This is a genomic window from Kribbella sp. CA-294648, from assembly GCF_050943845.1.
In the GTDB taxonomy this organism is placed as follows: Bacteria; Actinomycetota; Actinomycetes; order Propionibacteriales; family Kribbellaceae; genus Kribbella.
Genome location: NZ_CP191981.1, coordinates 2,583,274 through 2,605,650 on the forward strand (window position 1 = coordinate 2,583,274; position 22,377 = coordinate 2,605,650).

The following is a 22,377-nucleotide window of genomic DNA, read 5'->3' on the forward strand; positions in this document are numbered from 1 at the left end:
CTCCGTCGGTGTGCTCCTGGAGGACAGGATGAACTCAGAGATCACCCGGCGCCGGTTCCTGGCCCGATCGGCGCTGGCAGCGGGCGGTGTCGGCGCCGTGATGAGCGGTTGTGACGCCGGCACCTCCGGCTCGTCGCCGGGAGGAGGTTCCGGCGGCGGGACCGTGACGCTGACCGTGATGTACAACAACAACGAGCTCACCAAGGAGCACATCGCCGGATTCGAGAAGGACCACCCCGGCATCCGGATCGAGTTCATCCAGGCCGAGGCCACCCGGCTCAACGCGATGCTTGCCTCCGGCAACCCGCCGGACCTGGTTCGCGCGGCGGCCGTCGGGAGTGCGAACACCAACGCGCGGGGCCTGGCCGCGGACCTGACGCCGTACCTGGAGAAGAGTCAGATACTGCGCGCCGACGACCTGCTCGGGGTCAACGACAGCTTCCGGTGGGACGGCAGCAAGATCGGCCAGGGCCCGTACTACGGCATCGTCAAGGACTGGAGTCAGGACGCCACGCTCTGGTACAACACGAAGTTGTTCGACCAGGCCAAGGTTCCGCACCTGAGCGCCACCGAACCGGTCGGCCACGACGAGTTGCTTGCCATCGGCAAGAAGCTGACCGTCCGCTCGGGTGGCAAGGCTCAGGTGTACGGCCTGGGCCTGGAGTGGGCCTGGAATCTGTGGGCCCCGATCATGACGATGATCCTGCAGCAGGGCGAGCAGGTCTACAGCGACGATCTCACCAAGGTCGACCTGACCACCCCGGCCGGCCGGCGGGCGATCGGCTGGTACGTCGAGTTCGGTCGCGCCGGGATCGGGCCCACCTCGCTGAACCCGTTGCCGGACGGCGCCGACCTGACCACGTTCCTGGCCAAGCGGATGGCGATCACCCAGGACGGCTACTGGTTCGGCGGCAACTTCGTGAAGGAGGCCGCACTGCAAGGCAGTATCGCGATGGCACCGGCCCCGGTCATGGGGGACAAGCGGGTCAGTCCCACCTATGCAGGGGTGGGTGCCTACATCCCGGCCAAGGCCAAGCACAAGGACGAGGCCTGGAAACTGATGGAGTACTTCATGGCCGGGCCGCCGGCCGAGGAACGGGCCAAGAGCGGGTGGGGGATGCCCGCGCTGAAGTCGCTGATGCCGAAGCTCCCGCAGGAGCTCCCGTACCAGAAGCAGTCCTTCCAGGTCGCCCAGGAGGAACTGAAGCACGCCGCGCCGCTGCCTGACTCGCCGTACGTGACGAACGACAAGTGCAACAGCGTGATCGACAAGCACCTCCAGCGCGCGATCAAGAACCAGGCGAGTGTGGAGGCGGCCTGCCGGGCGATCACCGACGAGATCAACAAGGAGCTCAAACAGGGTAAAGAGCAGATCGGCTGATGGCGGCGCGGAGTTGGTCGAGGTACTCCGACCGCACCTTCTACCTGTTCGTCTCGCCGTGGGTGGTCGGCTTCCTGCTGCTGACGGCGGTCCCGCTCGGCTATGCGTTCGCGATGAGCCTGACCAACTTCGACGGCAGCTCACCGCGCTGGCGGTGGGTCGGCATGGCGAACTACACCGAGCTGTTCCGGGACGCCGACGCCTGGGCGGCGATGCTGCGGACCATCGGGTTCGCGGCGATCGTGGTACCGCTCAGTGTCGCCGGTGCGCTGGGACTCGCGGTGCTGCTCAACCGGCGGCTGAAAGCGGTCGGGTTGTGGCGGACGATCTTCTTCCTACCGTCCGTCGTACCGGTGGTCGCGATGGCGATCATGTGGAAGCTGGTGTTCAACCGGGACGCTGGACTGCTCAACGCGATCCTCGCCGTGGCGGGTATCGAATCGATCACCTGGCTGGTCGATCCGATGGCGTTCTATGCGCTGGTCGTGGTGTCGCTCTGGGGGCTGGGCGGTGGCATGGTCATCACGCTCGCCGCGTTGCAGGGGGTGCCCCCAGAGCTCGAGGAAGCCGCCGTCGTCGACGGCGCCGGCCGCTGGCGCGTGTTCCAGCACGTCACCGTGCCGATGATCTCGCCGGTGCTGTTCTTCCAGGTGGTGACCGGGGTGATCGCGTCGTTCCAGATCATCGTGCAGCCGTTGCTGCTGGCCGAGACGAACAGCATCGCGGGCGTGGGACAGGTGCCGCGCAGCACGCATCTGTACATGGTCCAGGTCTACGAGGAGTTCTTCCAGTCCAGCCGGTTCGGCTACGGCTCGGCGATGTTGTGGGTGTTCTTCCTGGTGATCCTGGCGATCACCGTGCTGGTGCAGCGATCGAGCCGGCTCTGGGTCTACTACGAGGTGGACAACGATGGCCGATCGTAGAAAGTTGAGCGCCGGCGCGATCTACGTGCTGCTGCTGGCGCTCGCCGTACTGTTCGCCGGGCCGATCGGCTGGCTGATGCTCGCGGCGCTGAAGTCCCGCGAGGAATGGGCGGCCCTGCCGGCCAAGATCCTGCCCGGGGACGCGCAGTGGGAGAACTTCACCCATGCCCTCACCGACATCAACTTCGTCGCCTACACGGCCAACTCGCTCTTCCTCTCCACCGTCTACGCACTGCTCGTCACTGCGACCAGCGCACTCGTCGGCTTCGGCTTCGCCCGGTTGCGGGGACGAGGCAAGCACGCCCTGTTCCTGGTGGTGCTGTCGACCATGATGCTGCCGCAGATTCTCACGCTGCTGCCGACCTACGTGCTGTTCGCCCGGATCGGGTTGGTCAACACGTACTGGCCGTGGGTGCTGTGGGGGCTCGCCGCCTCGCCGTACCTGGTGTTCCTGTTTCGGCAGTTCTTCGCGGCGATCCCGCGCGAGCTGGAGGATGCGGCCATCATCGACGGCTGCGGCTGGGTCCGGATGTTCGTGCGGATCTTCCTGCCGCTGTCCTGGCCCGCGCTGATCACGTCGTTCCTGCTGTCGTTCACCTGGACCTGGGGCGACTACATCGCACCGGCTCTGCTGCTCGACGTGGACCACACGACGCTCTCGGTCGCGATCACCTCGTGGTACCGGGATCCGCGCGGCAACGCGATCCCGACCGTCCAGGCGGCAGCCGCGGCGCTGTACATGGTGCCGGTCCTGCTCATCTTCCTGTTCGCCCAGCGCTACTTCATCCGGAGCGTCGTCACGTCCGGAATCAAGGGATAAACGGAGGTCCTTCATGAAGCTTGGGAAAGTCACTGCGGTTCTCACGGCCGCCGCCCTGTCGACCGGACTGCTCACCGCGCCGGCTGAAGTGGCCGCGTTGCCTGCCGGCGTGACCGCCACGACGAGCCGGTACGAAGCGGAGTCGGCACCCGCCGTCTGCGATGGCGCCGTCGCCTCGAACCACTCAGGCTATTCCGGCAGCGGTTTCTGCGACTCCTCCAACGCCGTGGGCAGCGCGGCCGCGTTCACAGTGAACGCAACGGCCGCCGGTACTGCGACCCTGGCGTTCCGGTACGCCAATGGCAGCGGCACAAATCGACCCGGTGACGTGAGTGTCAACGGGTCGGTAGCCCAGGCCGGGATGGCGTTCGCGGCCACCAGTGGGTGGACCACGTGGGCGACCCGGACTGTGACCGTGCAACTGACGGCCGGGGCCAACACCGTGCGGCTGGCCGCGACGACCGCCGGCGGACTGGGCAACATCGACTACCTCGAGGTGACCACCGGCGACGTCGCTGACGATCCGATCATGCGCGGCGCGGACGTGTCGACGCTTCAGCGGGCCGGCGACCTCAACACGAAGTTCTACTACGCCAACGGCACCCAGGGCGACCCGCTGGACATCCTCAAGGCTGCCGGCGTCAACTACATCCGGCTGCGGATCTGGAACAACCCGCGCAGTGGCTACAACAACAAGGCCAAGGTCCTGGAGTACGCGCGGATCGTGAAGGCCAAGGGCCTGAAGCTGATGGTCGACTTCCACTACTCCGACACCTGGGCCGACCCGGGCAAGCAATTCAAGCCGGCCGCTTGGGCCAACCACGGCATCGGCCAACTGCAGACGGATGTCTACAACTACACGTACGACGTCTGCACCAGCCTCAAGGCGCAGGGCACCACACCGGACAGCGTGCAGATCGGCAACGAGATCCACAACGGGATGCTGTGGGAGGAGGGCCGGGTCCGCAACGGTACCTACGCCAACCTCGGCCTGCTGCTCAAGGCCGGCTACAACGCGACCAAGGCGTGCAACAGCGCCACGAAGGTCATCATCCATACGGCCAACGTCGAGAGCGGTGCCCGAGGGTTCTACGACGGCATCCGGGCCCAGGGCGTCCAGTGGGACGTCACCGCGCTGTCCTACTACTGCTACTGGCACGGCAGCCTGTCGCACATGGCCGGTGTCGTCTCCGACATGAAGTCCCGGTACGGCAAGCCGGTCATCCTCGCCGAGACCGCCTACCCCTTCACCACGGCCAACTACGACCACGCCGGCAACATCATCACCTCGTTGCAACCCTGCGCCGGCTACCCGGCCACCCCTGCGGGACAGCAGGCCAACTTCGCGGCTGTGCAGAACACCTCCCGCAATGCGGGTGCGACTGGCGTCTTCTGGTGGGAGCCCACCTGGCACGCCGCCGTACCCGGTAACGGCTGGGATCCGGCCGACATCAACAACTCCGGCAACGCCTGGGAGAACCAGGCCGTCTTCGATCGGACCGGCCGCCTCAACCCCAATATCCGCTGGCTCCCCTGACGCTTCCACGCGCGGCGCCGCCACCCGCGACGTCGTACCTGCCCGCTTTTCCACCGCCCCAAGGAGCTTTTCATGACCATGCAACGTCGTTCGTTCCTCAAGCTCGGTGCCGCCGCCGGCGTCGCCGGAGCGGGCCTGTCGCAGCTCGGAACACTGCCGGGCTTCGCCGGAACGCTGGCCTCGGCGCCGACCACACCGTTCGCGGTCGGCGTACGCCGCTACAACTGGACCCGCGGCAGCCGCCCGTGCACCACCTACGTCTACTACCCGGCCACCGGTACGGCCGGCGGGAACCCGGTGACGGACGCTCCTGCCGCCAACGGCGTCTTCCCCGTCTACAACATGACCCACGGCTTCGGCAGCAGCCCGCAGAACTCGCTGTTCATCATCCGGGCGCTGGCCTCGGCGGGCTTCATCGTCCCGGCGCCGCACTTCAACCACAACTTCAGTGACGTCAACAACGGCAACACCTCCAAGGACGTCTCGCAGATCATCACCAACACCCTCGCGCTGAACGCGAGCGGTCCGCTGGCCGGCCGGATCAACACCGGCATCGGCGTCGGCGTCTCCGGCCACTCCCTGGGCGGCATGGTCACCCACGGCCTGCTGACCTCCTGGCCCGACAGCCGGATCATCTCGGCCAACCCGCAGTCCTGCGTGGACATGGGCAACCCGTCCAGTTCGGTCAACGCCAAGGTCCTGTTCGTCCACGGCGACCGGGACTCGACCACGTCGTACTCGTCGGCCCGGCAGGCGTACACGGAGATGACCTGGCCGAAGGCGTTCCTGACCTTCGTCGGCGGCAGCCACACCAGCTTCTGGAGCGACCAGCGCTTCCCGCGGACCGTCGTCGACTGGGCCCGCTGGACCATGTACGGCGACACCGCCGCGCGCGACCGTCTCCCGGCGGACGCGGCCGGATCCAACACCAGGTGGGAAGCCCAGCTGGGCACCACGTCCCCCGTGACGGGTCTCTTCACTTTGGCGGCCCAGCACAGCGGCAAGGCCGCCGAGATCAACGGGGCCTCGACTGCCGCCGGGGCAGGGCTCGTCCAGCGCACCGCCACCAGTGGTACCCACCAGCAGTTCGAGTTCGTGGACGCCGGCAGTGGCTACGTCCGCCTCAAGGCCAAGCACAGCGGCCTGTTCCTCCAGGCAACCGGCACCGCGACCGGCTCGAACGTCGTCCAGCAGACCGACAGCACTGCCACCAGTCAGCAGTGGCGCGTGGTCGAGCACGGCAGCGACGTGATCAGCCTGGTCAACCGGCAGTCCGGTCTGGCCATGGACGTCTGGGAGCGGTCCACTGCGGACGGCGCCCGGATCGCCCTGTACACCGTCAACGGAGCTCCCAACCAGCGCTTCACCCGCCGCCGCGTCTGACCCACGACTCGCCGGGGCGCCGCTCAACCACCGAGCGAGCGGCGCCCCGGCCAGCTGCTCCACGAAATCCCAGGAGGCAACATGAGCAAGAAGCGCACGCTGCGCGTCTTCGCGGGGCTGACCGCCCTCGCGACCGTGGTTGCTGCCGGCACCCAAATGGTGCCGGCTCACGCCGTCTTCGGTACCGCGGACATCAAGCCGATCGAGAGCAACATCGCCGGCAAGTTCTGGGCTTCGGCCACGGCGACCAGTGGCTCGTCCACCGCCAAGCTGGCCGTCGACGGCGATCCCACGACGTCCTGGGTCGCGGACAAGGCCGGCCCGCAACGGCTGACCGTCGATCTGGGCGGGGCCTACGACAACCTGCGCAAGGTGCGCGTCCTGTTCGCGGAAGCCAGCACGGCGAACCGGTACGTCGTCGACGCGTCGTCCGACGGCCGCCGCTGGTCGAGGATCGCCGATCGGTCGAACGATCGCAGCCGTTCGCGCGGCGCGGTCCACCTGTTCACCCGACCGGGAACACGCTACGTGCGGCTCACCGTCATCGGCTCGCCGGCCAGCAGCAAACTGGCGGTCAGCGAGTTCGAGGTCCTGAACTACCTGCGCGACGACGTCGTACTCGGTGCCGACCTGTCCTGGGTGGACGACTACCAGGACCGGCAGTACTGGGTCGACCCGCTGGCGGCCGACCGCGGGGCGGGGCCGCATCTGCTGGACGTCGTGAAGGATCGCGGCATGCAGTTCACCCGGTTGCGGATCTTCAACGAGCCGAGGAACGAGAGCACGGGAGAGCTGACACCGGTTCCCCGCCAGGGACCGGATCGTTCCCTGCAGTCCGCGCAGTGGATCAAGCAGCGGAAGATGGGTCTCGGGATCGACTTCCACTACGCGGACTCGTGGGCGGACCCGAGCAAGCAACCGAAGCCACGGCGCTGGGCCGAGCTGGAGTTCAACGACCTGACCCGGTCGGTGTACGACTACACGGCCGGCTACCTTCGCCGGCTCGCCGCGCAGGGCACCGTCCCGGAAAAGGTTGCTGTCGGCAATGAGATCATCAACGGCTTCATGTACGGCAGTGAGGCGGCGCTGATCGGTACGACGGCCCCGCAGTACTTCGTCGACCAGGCCTCGACCTATCAGTCCAAGCCTGGCGGCGGTCTGCTCTGGAAGTACTGGGGTTCGGCCGATCCCGTCGAGCAGCGCCTCTACAACGAGTCCTGGGACCGGTTCACCACGCTGGCCGCGGCCGGCATCAAGGCGGTCCGCGACACGTCGCCGCGCTCCAAGGTCGAGATCCACGTGATCGTCGGTACCGGCCGGCTGGCCAAGACGATGGAGTTCTGGAACCAGTTCCTCACCCGGGTCAAGGCCAAGGGCCAGAACCCCGACGTACTGGCGATCTCCTACTACCCGGAGTGGCACGGTACGCCGGAGGCGCTGGACGTCAACCTGCACACGATGGCCAAGACCTATCCCGGCTACGAGATCGAGGTCGCCGAGACGTCGTACCCCGCATCCGGCGGCAACGGCACCCCGATGCCGAACTCGCCCTTCCCGCGCACGGTGCAAGGGCAGGCGGACGCCATCCAACGCGTCTTCCAGGCCACGAACGACGTGATCGGCAACCAGGGCGTCGGCGTACTGACGTGGGAGCCGGCCGGCTGGCAGACGATGTTCCGCGCCGTACCGGGGCTGGCGAACACCTGGGAACCGCATGCGTCGATCAACGTCTACAACGCCAGCCGCGCCAAGTTCGTCCTCGAGGACACCGTTTACACGACCACCGTGGTGGGCGGAAGGCCGGCGCTGCCGCGCACTATCCAGGTCCTCACCACGGCGAGCAAGCGCATCGCCGCTGTCCCGGTTCGCTGGCAGGCGTTGCCTCCGGGAGCGACGGATGCGCCCGGCCAGGTCACCGTCACCGGGACGACGCGTAGGGGAGAGGTGAAAGCCGTCATCGACGTGGTCGCCCGCACATCCGCCCCGTAACAACAGCACGGAGACCCATGATGAAACTCAGAGCCTCGCTCATCAGTGCGACCCTCATCGCCGGCCTGGCCGTCCTGGCACCGGCCACCACCGCATCGGCGGCACCCGCCCGGTACGAAGCGGAGACCGCGCCGGCTACTTGCAGCGGCACTATTGATACCGATCACTCAGGTTACTCGGGGACTGGCTTCTGCAACGGTACTAATGCTGTTGGTGCTGCTGTCCAGTTCACCGCCAATGCTGCGGCGGCGGGCACTGCGACGGTGGGGATTCGTTTCGCCAGCGGTACTACGACCGTGCGGCCGGCGGATGTTGTTGTGAACGGCTCGCGGGTTGCCGGTACCACGTTCGAGGGGACTGGCGCCTGGTCGATGTGGTCGACGAAAACCCTTGCGGTGCAGGTGAGGGCGGGAAGCAACACGATCGCGTTCAGCCCGACCACCGCCGCCGGCCTGCCGAACGTGGACTACATCGACGTCGAGGTGACGGCCGGCGGATCGGCCGGTACGGGTCGGCTCGATGACCCGAATCTCCAGTACTACGGTCGCTGGAACCGGTCCAATGCGTCCTTCTACACGATGGGATGGGCCGGCGGGTACGTCGATGCGCGGTTCACCGGGAGCTCGATCGGCGTACGTCAGCGGAATGCCGCCGACCTGTTCTACTCCATCGACGGTGGGGCTCTGACCTGGCGTCGTAATGTCTCTGGCAGCGTCACGCTTGCTACTGGACTGGCCAGTGGCACACACAGCGTCCGGATCGGCTATCGCGAGCGCGCCGGTTCGTACAACGGCGATCCGGGATTCGGTGGCCTGATCCTCGCCGGGGGCGGGCAAACCGCGCCGGTCACCCGGCCGCAGAACCTGATCGAGTTCATCGGCGACTCGATCACTGTCGGCCAGCCCACTGCGGATCGGCCGTTCGTCGCCTATCCGTGGCGCGCTGGTGAGGCGCTCAGGGCTGGGCACACGCAGGTGGCTGAAGGTGGCGCGTGCCTGGTCAGTCGGGACTGCGTGGGAATGATGGACTTCTTCCGGCGCTCCACATCGCGGTCGACCTCCGACGACTGGAACTTCGCCAGCTATCAGGCGACCGGTGTTGTCATCAATCTGGGTACCAACGACGTGGGTCACGGGGTGACCGCGGCGCAGTTCCAGCAGGGGTACGTCGTGCTCCTCGAGCGGGTTCGCCGGGCCTATCCGAATGCCCACATCTTCGCGCTGCAGACGTTCCGGAATCGGTATGTGCCCGAGACCCGCAACGCCGTCGCGGCCCGAACCACGGCCGGCGACAGCAAGGTCCACTTCGTCGACACCACCGGATGGATCAACACCACCACCGACCTGGTCGACTCCGTCCACCCCAGCCCGACCGGCCACGCCAAGATCGCCCAACGTCTTGCGCCGGTCCTCGACCAGTACCTGTAGGCCCCGCGCGGCCTCCCGTTGGGTGGTGGGCAAACGGCCCGCGGTCTCCTCAACCATCCACCCAGGCTGTTGGGCGTGAATCCGACGAGGTGAGCTGAAGCCGCTGGCCGTCCACGCGGCCACCCCGTCACGCCCTCCACCCCACGCCAGATAGGCGGTCAACCACCGAAAGCGCGGGTTGCCACCCAGTACTCCGGGGTGGCAACCCACAAGCTCGGTGGCTGACCGCCCAAATGGGGTGGGGCTACGGAAATGTCGCCGGCATGGTTTGAGCAACTTCATGCCTTCCACTCCAGGCCAATGGGATGGTCAGCCACCGAAAGCCCGGGTTGCCACTCAGCGAGGCCAGGCCCGCACGGCCAACCACCCAACGGACTTCGCCTCAGCGCGCAGGTCGGCTGCGCATCGTGGTCGCATTCGCGACGTAGGAGCGTGCTCTCAACATCGGGTGGGTCGGAGTGGTCGAACGTGCACGCGACGTAGGAGCGGGCGTCGGAGGGCGCGCGGGGTTACGCCCAGAGATGCCCGGGGCCGGTGGGACGGGCCGGCCCCGGGCGGTTTGGGGTTAGCTGGCTACGCCGGCTCGGATCGCGTCGATGATGCCTTGCTGGGTTACGGATGTGGTGCTGCGGTTGAACAAGCCGAAGCCGTACTGGCCGTTCACGCCGTTGTCCCAGTAGAAGGTGGCTGCGCCGTAGCGCTTGGAGGTTGACACCACGGCTCGCGCGAAGTCAGCGCGGTACCGGTTGTTCGACGAGTCGGCGAAGGTCTTGTCGATCGAGCCGTACTCGCCGACCACCACCGGATAGCCGCGGACGACGAACTTGTCGTACATCAGTTTGAGCTGCGCGGTCAGGTAGTCCTCCTGGCCCCAGGTCGACTTCCTCGACGGGTTGGTTGCCCCGCGCCCCCATTGGGTGATGGTGCCGTTCTCTTCACCGGCGAAGTCCCAGGGCGAGTAGTAGTGCACCGAGATCATGATCCGCTGCTCGTTGCTGGGGATCGACGAGGACCGGTACCGGTCGGTCGGTACGACGAAGCCGTAGTTGCCGGCGGTGTAGTCGATGTTGGTGTTCCAGCCGGGGACGAGCAGGTAGCGCGAGCTGTTGTGGCCGCCGGTCCGCCGGATGGTGTCGACGAAGATCTGGTTGTAGGCGTTGATGTTCGAGTAGCAGGGCTGGGTCGGGCGGCCGTACTGGCCGTCGAAGTTCTCGTTCATCGACTCGAGGATCAGCCGGTTGTCGTAGTTCTGGAACCGGTACCCGATCTGCTGCCAGACCTTTTGGTACTTCGCCTTGATCGCCGTCTGGTTGGACGCGTCGCAGATCAGCCAGGCGTACGGGATCGACTTGTAACCGTCGCCGTGCATGTTGATGATCACGTTCAGGCCGCGGTAGTAGGCGTAGTTGACGACCTGCTGGATCCTGTTCAGCCAGGCGGAGTTGATCGCGTAGCCGGGCGCGGGCCCGATGTGGCGCAGGTAGGAGACCGGGATCCGGATCGACTTGAACCCGGCCGCCTTCACCTTGTCGATCATCGCCTGCGTCACGGTCGGGTTGTTCCAGGCCGTCTCGCTGGGATAGCCGTTGGCGTTGGCCTCCAGCGAGTTGCCGAGGTTCCAGCCGGCGCCGAGGTCGGCCACGACCTGCGCGGGGCTCGCCTGCGTGCCGGTTGCGGCCTGGTTGCTCGTCTGGCTGGTCTCCGCTGCCTCGGCGCGCGGCGCGGTGTTGGCCGCCGGCACGATGACGAGCAGCGATGCCAGCAGCCCGAACGCGGCGGCGAAACTCAGTCGTCTGGTCATACGTCCTCCTGTGGAACATGGGGCGGTCAGGGCGGTCGGCGCCCATTGTCGAAGCGCTTCGACAGTGCGCCAGGGCTTACCCAAGGCAGCCGGCAGGAACGCGGTTTCGGCCTGCAAAAAGCGAGACCAGGGGGCGGGTGCTACAGATGGAACAGCATCCAGCCCCTGCAGCACAAGAGCTGGATGCCATAAATCTGGGAACGTGCACACCCGCACCGGTCAGCGGTAGACGGCCTGCCAGAACTCGTAGGAGTGGTCTCTCGCAAAGTCCCTAGGCCGTACCCGGTTGTTGCCGGGGGCAAGGCTTTGGGCGGTGTCACCGGTGGTCGGACGCCGGTGCGGTGAGCCCGGCCCGTTCGGGTTTCCGGTTCGCGCGAAGCGGGTCCAGTAGCGGGTCATCTGGTCGGCGAGCCGCACCTGCGCCGGCGCGAGCCGCTGTCCCGCGAAGAGTCCGTGTCGAACCGGTACTGCAACTCGGCCGCGTGGAATGCCTCGACCGGGAAGGTGGGCGGCGGTGCGCCAGTCACCCAAGGGGCGTTCTCGTCGGCGACCTCATAGGCGTAGGTGGGCACCTGTCGCGAGCGAACACGGCTGACGTCGCTGACCGAGCGTGCGAAGTTGGCGTCAGTGACAACCGCCGACCAGGCTTCACTGAACGACCCGTACTTCGCGGCCGGATAGCGCGCCAGCACCTTGGAAGCGTTCGCAGTACCGACATAGGCGGTGACCCGTCGGGCGACTCGGCCTAGTCCCTGATCGGCGGTACGCCGTAGATCTGTTGCGCGGCCTCGAACGTGCGGTACTCGTGCCGGGTCATGCCGTGCATCACCGGAACCTTGTTGAAGCGCCCGGTCGCGAACGCTTTCGCCGGCGACAGCGGCAGGATGCCGCCGCCACCGTAGACCGGCGCGAAGCTTCGAAACGTCGGGGCCCTGCCGTAGGGTGCGATGCTGTGGAAGGGAGACGCCTGTGCTGACCCAGGTCGCTGAGGGAGTGCTGGTTCATCAGAGCGAGTTGCTCCAGAACAACGCCGTGGCAGTCCAGGGCCGGGCCGGTGTGCTGCTGGTCGATCCCGGGATCACAGGCGGCGAAATGGCCTGCCTGGCGAACGATCTGCGCGCGTTGGGTCAGCCCGTCGTGGCCGGGTTCTCGACGCATCCGGACTGGGACCATGTGCTCTGGCACGCGGAACTCGGCGATGCACCCCGGTACGGGACGGCTCGTTGCGCGGCCTTCATGCAGGAGGTCCTGGCGGACCCGGACTGGAAGGCTCGCGTCGCCGAAGGGCTGCCGCCGGAGATCGCCGACGACATACCGCTGGAGCTGTTCGGCCTCATCACCGGCCTACCGGCCGGAACCACGCGGCTTCCCTGGGACGGCCCGACGGTTCGGATCATCGAGCATCCGGCGCACGCCCAAGGCCACGCGGCGCTGTTGGTCGAGGAGCGTGGGGTCCTCGTCGCCGGGGACATGCTCTCCGACATCCTGATGCCGTTCCCCGACCTGGGCGCGACGGCTCCGATTGATGACTATCTCGCCGGGCTGCGACTGCTCGAGGAAGTGGCGGACGACGTCGAGGTCGTCATCCCCGGTCATGGGTCCGTCGGGGGAGCTGATCAGGTACAGGCTCGGATCGAGCTGGATCGCGCGTACGTGCAGGCCTTACGGGACGGTCGCACTCCCGACGACCCACGCATCGGCCCAGATGCCACCTATGGCCAGGACTGGCTGCCTGCCCTGTACGAATGGCAACGCGAGCAGCTAGGGCCTCGTTAGCGAAGAAGTGATGCGGTCAGGGCAGGTCCTGGGTGCAGAGCAGCCAGTTGGCGGCCTCGACCACGGGTAGACCGGCGGCCGCCGAGCGATGTTCGAGCAAGGCTCTGGCCAGCTCCGCGGAGATTACGTAACGCTCGATCAGGATTCCCTCGGCGATCGCGATGATCGAGCTGAACTGGGCTTGCTCGCCGCCGGCCGGACGCGACCGGTCGTCGTCCTGGTGGTCCACAGGACCGCCTGCTTTCGCGGCCGCGCACTGCGCTGCCGGGAGTCGTTCACCGCAGACGGCACACCTTGGCTGGCGAATCCGAGAAGCCGACGGTCACCCCTCACGCTACGCGCGCACCAAAACACGCACCACGAGAGGCGAGTCGGCCGCTAGTGCCCACCGCTATCGCTTGCGGAATTTCCGACCCGGCGTACTACGGAGTGGACGGGGTCGGGAGTTGGCGGGGGCGGAGGCGCAGTACACCGGCGGCCCAGGTGATGGCAATGGCGATCGCGGCTGCTGCGATGAAGTGCAACACCCCCTGCGACAGGTCAGCGCCGCCGGAGGGGTCGACGGCGTACGTGGTGAACTCCCGGGTCGACCACAGCCCAAGGACTCTGGCGGCCGTGCCGTTGGGGTCCGCGAGCATCTGCAGAGCCATGATCGAGAGCAAGGCCAGTGCTCCCTCGAGTTCCCTGGGGACGAGCAGGCTGACGGCGGCGCCGAGGGGAGCCGCGATCAGTACGCAGGTACCGAGGAGTAGTCCGATGGCCGACAGGTGGGCGACGTCCTGGGTGAGGGCGACCAGGGCGAAGTACGCCCCGGCCAACGCGAGACCGGTTCCCGTCAAGGCCAGTTGGCGTCCGGCGATGAGCGCGCTCGGTGACGCACCGACAATCGCGAGTCGTTGGTCCAGGTCACGTGAGCTCACATGGGTGAACAAGGACAGCGTGGCGACGGCCCATCCGATGCCGAGGGCAATGAATCGGATCGCCTGTCCCGGCGTGTCCAGCCGGACCAGATAGAACGCCAGTGGCAGCGCGACGACCAGTACGAGGGCGCGGCGTCGGCGGACGAGTTCGCGAAGCGTCACCGCGGCTACTGCTGACACCATCACCGGTCCTCCGATCCGTGCAGCTCTACCAGGTGATCGACCCGCTCCAGGTCTTGCAGCAGGTGAGTCACCACCAGTACTCCGGCGCCGGCGTCGCGCCACTTGAGCACTTGGTCCCAGAAGTCCAGATAGCTGTCCTGGTCGAAGCCCTGGTAGGGCTCGTCGAGCAGGATCAGATCGGGGCCGTTCAGTTCGCTGAGGACGACGTTCAGCTTCTGCTGGGTTCCACCGGACAGCTGAGCCGCGGCCAGGCCGGACCGCGGCCGCCAGCCGAGTCGCCGGCAGAGTTGGTTGCCAGTAGCAACGGACTTGCGCCGGCCCATCCCGTGGACGGCGCCGAAGAGCCGAAAGTGCTCGGCTGGGGTGAGGAACCCGGAGACTCCGCCCTGTTGTGGCGCGTAGCCGATCCGCGGCGTGCGTTCCACCACTCCACTGGAAGGTGCCGTGATCCCGCAGCAGATCTTCAGCAGAGTTGACTTCCCGCAACCATTGGCGCCGACGACGGCGGCCACTTCGCCGGCTCGCAGGGTCAGGCTGACGCCGTTGAAAACGGTCTGCCGGCCGTAGCGCTTGGAGACCCGCGACAATCGCAGTACGACATCACCCGCGGGCATCGCCGAGAACCGTGGCTGGGGAGTGCGGACGGCCTGCGCCAGCCGGACGGCGTACGCGGCAGCAGGTCCGTAAAGCTCGCTGGGGTCGGCACCCGCGCCCCGAGCTTCGTCGTGACTGTCCTCGGTCAGCCTGCGTGCCTCGGCCGGCTCCACACCGAGCTCGATCAAACTCCGGTCCAGCCGTCGCGACCATTCCTCGGCCGGCGTCACTTGGACCGCTCCACTCGGGATCCTTGGACCTGCTCTGCAAGGGAGTCGACGGCGTCACGAAACTGATGCCAGGACCCGATCCGCTCGGCGACAGCGTCGTGTCCGGCCGCCGTCAGGTCGTAGTACTTGCGTCGTGGTCCCGTCGCGGACGGAACCCACTCCGTCTGGACCAGCCCTTGTTTCTCCAGCCGAAGCAGGGAGGGATACAACGTGCCGCCCGGAATCTCGTCGAACCCCGCAGCAACCAGGCTGCTTTACCGCTCGTCGACCGCCTTCAGGGCGGCGCGTACTTCGGCCACCTCGGGCATCCCGATCTCTGAGTAGATGGTGATGGCCCGCTCGTAGTGCCGTCTCGCCTCGGCGCGGTTGCCGAGGGCCCGATGGGCGTGGCCCAGGCCGGCCTGGGCGCGAGCCTCGTGGTCGGAAGCACCGATGTCCGCGGCGACAGCCAGTGCGGCACCATGTTGCGTCAGGGCACCATCGGGGTCACCGGCCGCGAGTGCGGCATCGCCAAGCCCTGCCAGCGCCCAGCACTGACCGTCCCGCTCACCGATCTCGCGGAAGATCGTCAGCGATTCCTGGTAATGGGCAGCGGCCTCGGCCGGCCGGCCCATCCGGATGTGCAGGGTCCCCAGGCTGTCGAGAGTGGAGGCTTCGCCGGCTCGGTAGCCCATCGCCCGGCACAGCTCGATCGCTTCGCGCAGATGCCGCTCGGCGGACTCGTGACGGCCCGCCTTGCCTTCCGTCTCCCCGAGATCGTTGAGCGCGTTCACCTCGCCCATCCGTACGCCGGTCCGCCGGTAGATCGCCAGCGCCTGGCCCAGGAGTTCGAGAGCTTCGTCGTACCGGCCGAGCCGTTCCTCGAGCTGACCGAGAATGTTCAGCGCGCTGGCCTGGCCGTTCAGCTCTCCCGCCTCCTGGAACAGGGCCAGTGCCCGCTTGAGGAAGTCGGCAGCGGACTCGAACCGGCCAAGACGCTTCTCGACGACCGCCAGCAGGTTGTAGGCGCCGGCCTCCCCGACCTGGTCGCCGGCCTGGCGGAAGTAGGGCGCCGCCTCCAGCAGCAGTTCGACGGCCTCCTCGTACTGTCCCGATGACCGGAAGGCGCTGGCAAGGCTCATCCGTACCTGCCCGTTCGTCAGCGGATCGCCCACCAACTCCGCGACCTCGAGGGCCTGCCGATGGATCACCAGTGCATCGCCGGAATGGACCACGTCGAGGTAGCGGTGCAACAGAATCGACAGCAGGGTCGTGCACCTGGGCCAGCCGTTCTGCGCGGCGTACCTCGCCACGGCGACCAGGCTCCGGCGCTCACTGTCCAGCCACTGCTGGGCAGCGTCGTCGTCGGCCTGCTCCGGAACGGGCGTGATCGGTCGCGTGATCTGTGGCCGGCGGGAGGCGTAGCTCGGGAACAGGATGTTCGTCGCTGTCGCGGTAGTGAAGAGGTAGTAGTCGAACAGGCGAGTGAGGGCCGTGCGGCGATCCGTCGGGCTGTCCTCGTCCACCGCCTTGTGATGGGCGTGAGCGCGCACCAGATCGTGGAAGGTGTAGCGGCCGGGCGTGGTGAGCTGCAGGAGGTGGTCGCGGTGCAGGACGTGCAGAGCGGACTCGGCGGCGGCCAGGTCGGTGTCGCAGAGGGCGGCTGCGGCGTACGCGTCCAGTTCATCGCCAGGATGCTGAGAGGCAAGGCGTAACAGGCGGCGCTGGTCGGCGAGTAGGTGGTGGTACGACAACTCCAGCGCCAGCTCAACCTCCGTCTCCAGCCTGCGGTCCTGGTGTCGTTCCTCCAGACGATCGGCGTGGTCCGACAACGACCAGTCGGGGGTGGCCCGGATGTAACCGGCGACCAGGCCGAGTGCCAGTGGCAGGTGGCCGCAGCGTGCCGCGATCCGTTCGGCAGCAGCGTCGTCACGGTCGGCGGAGACAGCCTGGGACAGAAAGGCGATCGACTCCTCGGGCGCGAAGACTCCGACCGGCAGGGCGACACCACCGAGCGGGCTGAGATCGAGGCGACTCGTGACGAGCGTCAGGCTGCCGGGAGTCCGCGGAAGAAGAGATCGCGTCTGGTCGGCATCGACCGCGTTGTCCAGGACGATCAGGGCCCGGCGATCCGCGAGGCTCTCGCGGTACAACGTCGATCTCGCACTCAGTCCGTGCGGAATCTTGTGCCCGGGAACTCCGAGCAGCCGAAGGAACCCATCGAGTACGGCGGCCGGATCGGCCGGCGGCTGCGCCGGATCCGGATGGAATCCCCGCAGGTTCACGAACAGGACCTGGTCGAACTCCCCGGCGATCAGGTGACCAGCGTGTACTGCGAACCGCGTCTTGCCGGCGCCCGCCATGCCTTCGATGGCGATGATGCGGGCCTGGTCGCGACCTTGTGCCAGCACATCCCGCAGGCCAGCGAGCTCGGCGGAGCGGCCGGAGAACTCGACAAGGTCCTCGGGCAACGTGTCGGCGACCCGGACCTGACCAGCCGCTTCGGTCTCACCGGAGATCACCCGCAGCGCCTGCCGCCACTGCGCGACGTACGCGGGATCGGGGTTGAGTGCCTCGACGATCGCCGGCGTCAGGTCGGCGCTCAGCCGGCGCCGGCCGGTCCGGAAGCAGTCGGCCACCGTGGACTTTCTGGTCAACTCCGCCGGCGGACGCCCGGCGGTGGTCCACATTTTGTTGATCGCGGCGGTGATTGCTGTGTACGACGGATCGCCGGCCCAGATCTTCAATCGCCGGAGCTGCTCGACGAGGTCGTTCAGCTCACTCGCCTGCCCCGGATCAGGCAGGTTCCCCAACTGCTCGCCCATACCCTGGCACCTTCCGTCCGGATGATGTCCGGATCACCCTACGCGTCCGCGCGGCAAGTAGGGTTGGCGCCGGTCGTGCCTGGTGGGGTCAGGTCCGCAACTGATCGAGGAGGCACCGGATTGTGAGTAGGCGCCGCGTAGTACTGCTTGCGACGGTCGGAGTGGTGGGCGCGTTGGTGCAGCCGGGGGCGGCGGTGGCGGCTGGGGCGGGGGACATCACGGGCGAGATCATTGCCGGTCGCAACGTCACGTTGTCGGGTGATGCTGTCGTGCGGGTGCCCTCCGGTACTACGACGTACGGCGGAGTGATCACCGGTGAGGGGACGCTCCGGATCAGTGGGCGTGGCACGTTGATCCTCAGCAAGGACAGCGATTTCACGGTGCCGAAGGCCAAGCAGCGGCAGACGGTCGACATCCAGGGTGGCAACCATCCGTACGTCGTGGTGAAGAACCCCGATCCGCCGGCGGTCATCGTCGACCGGGGTGCCACGCTGCAGTACGGGACAGGTGGGAGCACCGGGCTGATCGGGAGATTCCCGTACAACACCCCGGGCTACCAGCTCAACCAGGACAACATCGAGGTCAACGGCACGCTGCGGTTGTCCCTCGTCCGGACCTTCAATCTCGGCACGATCAGCGGCTCCGGACTGGTCACTCAGCCACGGTTCCTGTGGGGCACGCTCGACCTCGCGGGGACTCATCCGTTCTCCGGTGTGATCGACAACGGGACCGGGATGGCCGCCGGTAAACCCGAGTTCGCCGTGGCGCTGCCGAACGCGCGGGCCGTCCTCAACCAGGGCACCTGGACGGTCGACACCCCGCTGGGCCAGACGGTCACCTTGCGGCAGAACTTCTACCAGCGGGAGTACGGCAGCGACATCAACGTCCAGTCGCGCCCGGGCAGCAAGGTCGTGCTCACCGGCCAGTACAGCTACTCCGACCGCGGCGGCGACACCGACCCGTCACTCAGTGACCCGGCCATCAACTGGCGCAAGATTCCGAAGAGCCTCAACAAGCGCGGTACCAACATCAAAGGCGCCAACGTGCAGTGGGGTGACGGCACGACGAACGAGATCTTCATGCCGGGAACCGCGGACACCGTTTACATCAACCTGCTGGCCGCGCGGTCGCGTTCCAAGCTCACCTTCGCCTACAACGGCCCGGTGACACTGGGCGCGCCGATCGGCGGCGGCGTCTTCCACGACACGCTCAAGTCGCCGGGTGCCGGCGCCATCGTCATCAAGTCGGTGCGGGGCAACGACGTGACGTTCGCGGCCGACCAGTACTACGACGGCTCCACCACGATCGAGGAAGGCGCGATCCTCCGGCTCGGCAGTGGGCGATCGGGTGGTGACGGCAGCCTGCTGACGAAGGCCGCGCTGTTCAAGGTGGTCAACGACGGTTCGCTGATCGTGCAGAACACCGGCAAGACGATCTCGCTCTCGAAGATCAGCGGAAGCGGATCCTTCACCCAGGCAGGCGCAGCCACCACCCGCCTCGCCGGATCTCTCACCTACACAGGGAAAACGACGATCTCGCAGGGAGTCCTCGCCCTCACGGGAGGCAGCCTGAAGTCCAGCCGTGCCGTCGCCCTCACGAAGGCGGGCGCCAGGCTCGACCTGACCAGCGCGGGAAACCAGACGCTGCGCAACCTCACGATGATCGCCGGTACCACGGTCTCGGCCGGCCGCAACTCGACTGTCACGCTGGCAAAGACATCCACCCTCGCCGGCACCTTCACGGGCGGCAAGCTGCTCAACACCGGCGTACTCGGTGGGTCGTTCTCGGTGGACGGGGACTTCGCGCAATCCGGAACCGGCCGATTGACGACCCGCGTGGACGGCAAGCCGCTGAACGTCACCGGTGCGGTGACACTTGCGGGCGCGCTCATCACCGACCCAACGGCCAAGCCCGAGTCCTCCGCCAAGGGGATCACTCTCATCGCCAATGCGGGCTCGGACCCGGTCGTGGGCACCTTCACGGATCTCACCGAAGGCGCCGGGGTGGCGGTCGGCGGTGCGAAGTACGCGATCAGCTACCGCGGCGGCGACGGCAACGACGTCACCCTGAAACCGGTCAAGGTGAACGTCGTCGCCGAAGCGCCGAACCGGCCCACGACAGAAAGCGTGCCTCAGGCAACTGCTTCACCTGCCGGCAATTCCTCTGTCCTTCGCACAGCAGGCCTTGCCGCAGCCGCGGTGGCGATTCTGCTGCTAGGCGTGGTGCTTCACCGCCGGGTTACTCGCGGCGCGCCTGAAGGAGGACCGCGGCGAGGAGTACGGCAGCGCCGACAAGGCTGAGAGTGGTCAGGTGCTCATGGAAAGCGAGCATGCCGATCAGCGCGGCCAGGAGCGGTTCGATCAGGGCGATGACGGCGGCGGTCGAGGCGCGAACGGCTCTGAGTCCGGTGTAGAACAAGGCGTACGCAAGCGCGGTCGGTACGAGACCGAAGTACGCGAGCAACGGCCAACTGCCGATGGCCGGAGCGACTCCTCCGGTCATTGCCAAGGGCAACAGGATGAATGCGCCGGTGGCGAAGCCGAGGAACGCGCTGGTGAGGGGGTCCTGCTGATCGCGGTTGAGCAGCGTGGTCAGTGCGTAGCCGGCCGCCGAGAGAAGCGACAAGGCGACGCCCGCAACTGGTGAGCCGCCGCTGCCGTCGCTTCCGGAGACGAGAAGACCAAGCCCCAGTACTGCGAGCAGCAAGGTGCTCGTGATGCGCTCGCGAGCGCCCAAGGCGATGAAGAGTGGGCCGGCGCCGAGTGCGATGACGGTCGATACGGCGACGCCGATGCGGGGGATGGCGGCGAAGTACCCGAGTTGGCAGACCGCCAGGCCGAGACCGCTCAGGAGGTAGCGCATCGGGGCAGCGGCGAACTGCTGGACGATCGGCCCTCGTCCGAGCAGACGGCAGGCGACCGCCAACCAGAGCGCTCCGCCGAGCAGGCGCCAGAAGGAGATCGCGGTCGAGTTCAGGCCGCTGTGCTGGAAGAGCAGGGCGCCGGTGGGGCCGCCGGTGCCCCACGCGATTCCGGCCAGGGCGACGTACAGGAGACCACGCGCCGATGACGGCGCGAGACGGTGGTGCATCAGACACTCCAGGGTGTTCGCACGAAAGGATCGGGGCGTCTGCGAACAGCCCAAAGAAGCCCAGGTCAGAAACCTGAGCGTGCTGAGACCGGCCGTCCGCTAAGCGGCGGCCGGCGGAGTGCTGATGCGATACATGCCCGCGACCCTAGCAATCCAGCACTCCAACCACCGACCAGTTTTCGAGCCGGCGTCCACGGCTCAGTCGGCAGGTTGCTGTTCGCGGGAGCGGCGGTAGTGCCGGCGGGCGCGTTCGCGGTTGCCGCAGTCCTGCGAGCTGCACCATTGCCGGGAGTGGTTCCGGGTGCGGTCAAGGAAGAGCCAGCCGCAGCCGGGGCCCAGACATTGCCGGACCAAGGCGGCGTCGGGGTAGCGGAGCAGGTCGTCAGCGGTGAGCGTGAGGGCAGGGATCACGTCGGCGATCCGCGTGATGGGGACGGTCCACTGCAACGGCAGCGTTGCTTCGGCGACGGCCAGGCCGCGTGCCGCCGCAAGCCGCTCGCCGAAGGAGATGACGTCGGCCTGGTCGGTCGCGACGAGCAGCCGGTACACGGTCTCCCGCAGCTCCTTCAACGGATCGATCACGTCGGCGGCGTCGGTGAGCGGGTCGCCCGGGACCAGGCCGGTGCGGGCGAGCCACAGCGCCAGGAAGTCCGGGGCATCGAGCCGGTCGAAGGTTTTGGCCGGGTCGAGGCGCCAGGACACCGTGTTGACGAGATCGAGGGCCAGATGGCCGCCGAGCAGCTCGTATCCCCGCCAACTGTCCGTCACGGTCTCATTCTAACAGACTAAATGTCGATAGGATGTTAGAATGGCGATCATGGCAGTGATCGGAGGCGGTTACGCGGCCGGCGTACGGGTCGGTCTGGCGATCGGCGTGCCGACGTTCGTCATGGGTGTCACCTTCGGTGCCTTGGCCCACTCGCTGGGCTGGGGGACCTTGGCACCGGTTGTCGCTTCGTTGGTCGTGTTCTCCGGCTCCGCGCAGTTCGCGCTCGCAACCGCGCTGGCCGGTGGCGGCGGCATCGCGCTGGCCGTCGGCGCGGCGGCGATGATCAACGCCCGCTTCCTGCCGATGGGGGTTGCGGTCGCCTCCGACCTGAAAGGCGGCCGGGTACGCCGCGCGCTGGAGGGGCAGGCGATCGTGGATGCCTCCTGGGCCTCGGCGCATCAGGGGAACGGCAAGTACGACCGCGAGAAGATGATCGGGGCAACCCTCGTCCAGTTGCCCGCGTGGGTGCTCGGAACGCTCCTCGGTGCGCTCACCGCACCGTCCGCCGAGATCATCCACCGGTTCGGACTCGACGTGGTGTTCCCCGCGTTCTTCCTGCTGCTGCTCATCGACGAACTGCGCGCCTCCGCGCAGGCTCGCTGGGTCGCCGCGACGGCTGCCGCACTCGCGGCAGGGCTGACCCTGGTCGTCCCGGTCGGTCTCGCGATTGTCGGTTCCGGCGCGGCTGTCCTGATCGGGCTGCGAACTTCGGCAGCGACCGACCGGGCTGCGACCGTGGGGGGCGACTGA

The 22,377-nt window shown here is 67.3% G+C and carries 20 protein-coding genes; 10 read left to right on the forward strand and 10 right to left on the reverse strand.

The features are described 5' to 3' along the window. Positions 1 to 28: 28 nt before the first annotated feature. The 7 genes from ACQPYM_RS12495 to ACQPYM_RS12525 all read left to right on the forward strand — a co-directional run bounded on the left by ACQPYM_RS12495 (position 29) and on the right by ACQPYM_RS12525 (position 9,460). Positions 29 to 1,381, forward strand: coding sequence for an ABC transporter substrate-binding protein (locus ACQPYM_RS12495; RefSeq protein ID WP_433019583.1), 1,353 nt, complete (start codon positions 29 to 31; stop codon positions 1,379 to 1,381). Beyond that, complete coding sequence (locus ACQPYM_RS12500) at positions 1,381 to 2,304, forward strand: carbohydrate ABC transporter permease (protein ID WP_433019586.1); 924 nt, start codon at positions 1,381 to 1,383, stop codon at positions 2,302 to 2,304. The genes ACQPYM_RS12495 and ACQPYM_RS12500 overlap by 1 nt, the downstream gene beginning before the upstream one ends. Then, complete coding sequence (locus tag ACQPYM_RS12505; protein WP_433019589.1) at positions 2,291 to 3,124, forward strand: carbohydrate ABC transporter permease; 834 nt, start codon at positions 2,291 to 2,293, stop codon at positions 3,122 to 3,124. The genes ACQPYM_RS12500 and ACQPYM_RS12505 overlap by 14 nt, the downstream gene beginning before the upstream one ends. A gap of 13 nt (positions 3,125 to 3,137) precedes the next feature. Beyond that, positions 3,138 to 4,661, forward strand: a complete 1,524-nt coding sequence (locus ACQPYM_RS12510) for a glycosyl hydrolase 53 family protein (protein ID WP_433019592.1) — start codon at positions 3,138 to 3,140, stop codon at positions 4,659 to 4,661. 72 nt (positions 4,662 to 4,733) lie between these two features. Beyond that, the gene (locus ACQPYM_RS12515; RefSeq protein WP_433019595.1) at positions 4,734 to 6,044 is read left to right on the forward strand and encodes an RICIN domain-containing protein; all 1,311 of its coding nucleotides are present in this window, start codon (positions 4,734 to 4,736) and stop codon (positions 6,042 to 6,044) included. A gap of 81 nt (positions 6,045 to 6,125) precedes the next feature. Then, positions 6,126 to 8,033 carry a glycosyl hydrolase 53 family protein gene (locus ACQPYM_RS12520; RefSeq protein ID WP_433019598.1) on the forward strand — a complete coding sequence of 636 codons (1,908 nt, stop codon included), beginning with the start codon at positions 6,126 to 6,128 and terminating at the stop codon, positions 8,031 to 8,033. Between the two features lie 17 nt (positions 8,034 to 8,050). Beyond that, complete coding sequence (locus tag ACQPYM_RS12525; protein ID WP_433019601.1) at positions 8,051 to 9,460, forward strand: GDSL-type esterase/lipase family protein; 1,410 nt, start codon at positions 8,051 to 8,053, stop codon at positions 9,458 to 9,460. Between the two features lie 565 nt (positions 9,461 to 10,025). Here the strand turns inward: ACQPYM_RS12525 and ACQPYM_RS12530 are convergent. From ACQPYM_RS12530 to ACQPYM_RS12540, 3 genes are all read right to left on the reverse strand, one after another. Further along, positions 10,026 to 11,261 (reverse strand): glycoside hydrolase family 5 protein, encoded by a 1,236-nt coding sequence (locus ACQPYM_RS12530; protein WP_433019604.1) that lies wholly within the window; start codon positions 11,259 to 11,261, stop codon positions 10,026 to 10,028. 219 nt (positions 11,262 to 11,480) lie between these two features. Beyond that, on the reverse strand, positions 11,481 to 11,660 hold the full coding sequence (locus ACQPYM_RS12535) for a hypothetical protein (RefSeq protein ID WP_433019607.1): 180 nt from the start codon (positions 11,658 to 11,660) through the stop codon (positions 11,481 to 11,483). Beyond that, a complete protein-coding gene (locus ACQPYM_RS12540) occupies positions 11,657 to 11,953 on the reverse strand; it encodes a hypothetical protein (protein ID WP_433019610.1) in 297 nt (98 codons plus the stop codon). The genes ACQPYM_RS12535 and ACQPYM_RS12540 overlap by 4 nt, the downstream gene beginning before the upstream one ends. Positions 11,954 to 12,230: 277 nt before the next feature. On the opposite strand from ACQPYM_RS12540, the gene ACQPYM_RS12545 reads away from it, so the two are divergent. Then, positions 12,231 to 13,037 carry an MBL fold metallo-hydrolase gene (locus ACQPYM_RS12545; protein WP_433019613.1) on the forward strand — a complete coding sequence of 269 codons (807 nt, stop codon included), beginning with the start codon at positions 12,231 to 12,233 and terminating at the stop codon, positions 13,035 to 13,037. Positions 13,038 to 13,053: 16 nt separating this feature from the next. Here ACQPYM_RS12545 and ACQPYM_RS12550 read toward each other — a convergent pair whose 3' ends face one another. From ACQPYM_RS12550 to ACQPYM_RS12570, 5 genes are all read right to left on the reverse strand, one after another. Beyond that, positions 13,054 to 13,266, reverse strand: a complete 213-nt coding sequence (locus ACQPYM_RS12550) for a hypothetical protein (protein WP_433019616.1) — start codon at positions 13,264 to 13,266, stop codon at positions 13,054 to 13,056. Between the two features lie 193 nt (positions 13,267 to 13,459). Beyond that, positions 13,460 to 14,140, reverse strand: a complete 681-nt coding sequence (locus ACQPYM_RS12555) for a hypothetical protein (RefSeq protein WP_433019619.1) — start codon at positions 14,138 to 14,140, stop codon at positions 13,460 to 13,462. Beyond that, positions 14,140 to 14,964 (reverse strand): ATP-binding cassette domain-containing protein, encoded by an 825-nt coding sequence (locus tag ACQPYM_RS12560; RefSeq protein WP_433019622.1) that lies wholly within the window; start codon positions 14,962 to 14,964, stop codon positions 14,140 to 14,142. The genes ACQPYM_RS12555 and ACQPYM_RS12560 overlap by 1 nt, the downstream gene beginning before the upstream one ends. Further along, complete coding sequence (locus ACQPYM_RS12565; RefSeq protein WP_433019625.1) at positions 14,961 to 15,173, reverse strand: PadR family transcriptional regulator; 213 nt, start codon at positions 15,171 to 15,173, stop codon at positions 14,961 to 14,963. The genes ACQPYM_RS12560 and ACQPYM_RS12565 overlap by 4 nt, the downstream gene beginning before the upstream one ends. 45 nt (positions 15,174 to 15,218) lie before the next feature. Next, positions 15,219 to 17,768, reverse strand: a complete 2,550-nt coding sequence (locus ACQPYM_RS12570; RefSeq protein WP_433019628.1) for a tetratricopeptide repeat protein — start codon at positions 17,766 to 17,768, stop codon at positions 15,219 to 15,221. Positions 17,769 to 17,890: 122 nt separating this feature from the next. On the opposite strand from ACQPYM_RS12570, the gene ACQPYM_RS12575 reads away from it, so the two are divergent. Further along, positions 17,891 to 20,068: a hypothetical protein gene (locus ACQPYM_RS12575; protein ID WP_433019632.1), complete on the forward strand. Its 2,178-nt coding sequence runs from the start codon at positions 17,891 to 17,893 to the stop codon at positions 20,066 to 20,068. Here ACQPYM_RS12575 and ACQPYM_RS12580 read toward each other — a convergent pair. Both ACQPYM_RS12580 and ACQPYM_RS12585 read right to left on the reverse strand, forming a co-directional pair. Further along, positions 20,007 to 20,858, reverse strand: coding sequence for an EamA family transporter (locus ACQPYM_RS12580; protein WP_433019635.1), 852 nt, complete (start codon positions 20,856 to 20,858; stop codon positions 20,007 to 20,009). The genes ACQPYM_RS12575 and ACQPYM_RS12580 overlap by 62 nt on opposite strands. Before the next feature lie 198 nt (positions 20,859 to 21,056). Beyond that, positions 21,057 to 21,626: a CGNR zinc finger domain-containing protein gene (locus tag ACQPYM_RS12585; protein WP_433019638.1), complete on the reverse strand. Its 570-nt coding sequence runs from the start codon at positions 21,624 to 21,626 to the stop codon at positions 21,057 to 21,059. A gap of 49 nt (positions 21,627 to 21,675) precedes the next feature. Here ACQPYM_RS12585 and ACQPYM_RS12590 point away from each other — a divergent pair, with 49 nt between their 5' ends. Continuing rightward, positions 21,676 to 22,377 (forward strand): AzlC family ABC transporter permease, encoded by a 702-nt coding sequence (locus ACQPYM_RS12590; RefSeq protein WP_433019641.1) that lies wholly within the window; start codon positions 21,676 to 21,678, stop codon positions 22,375 to 22,377.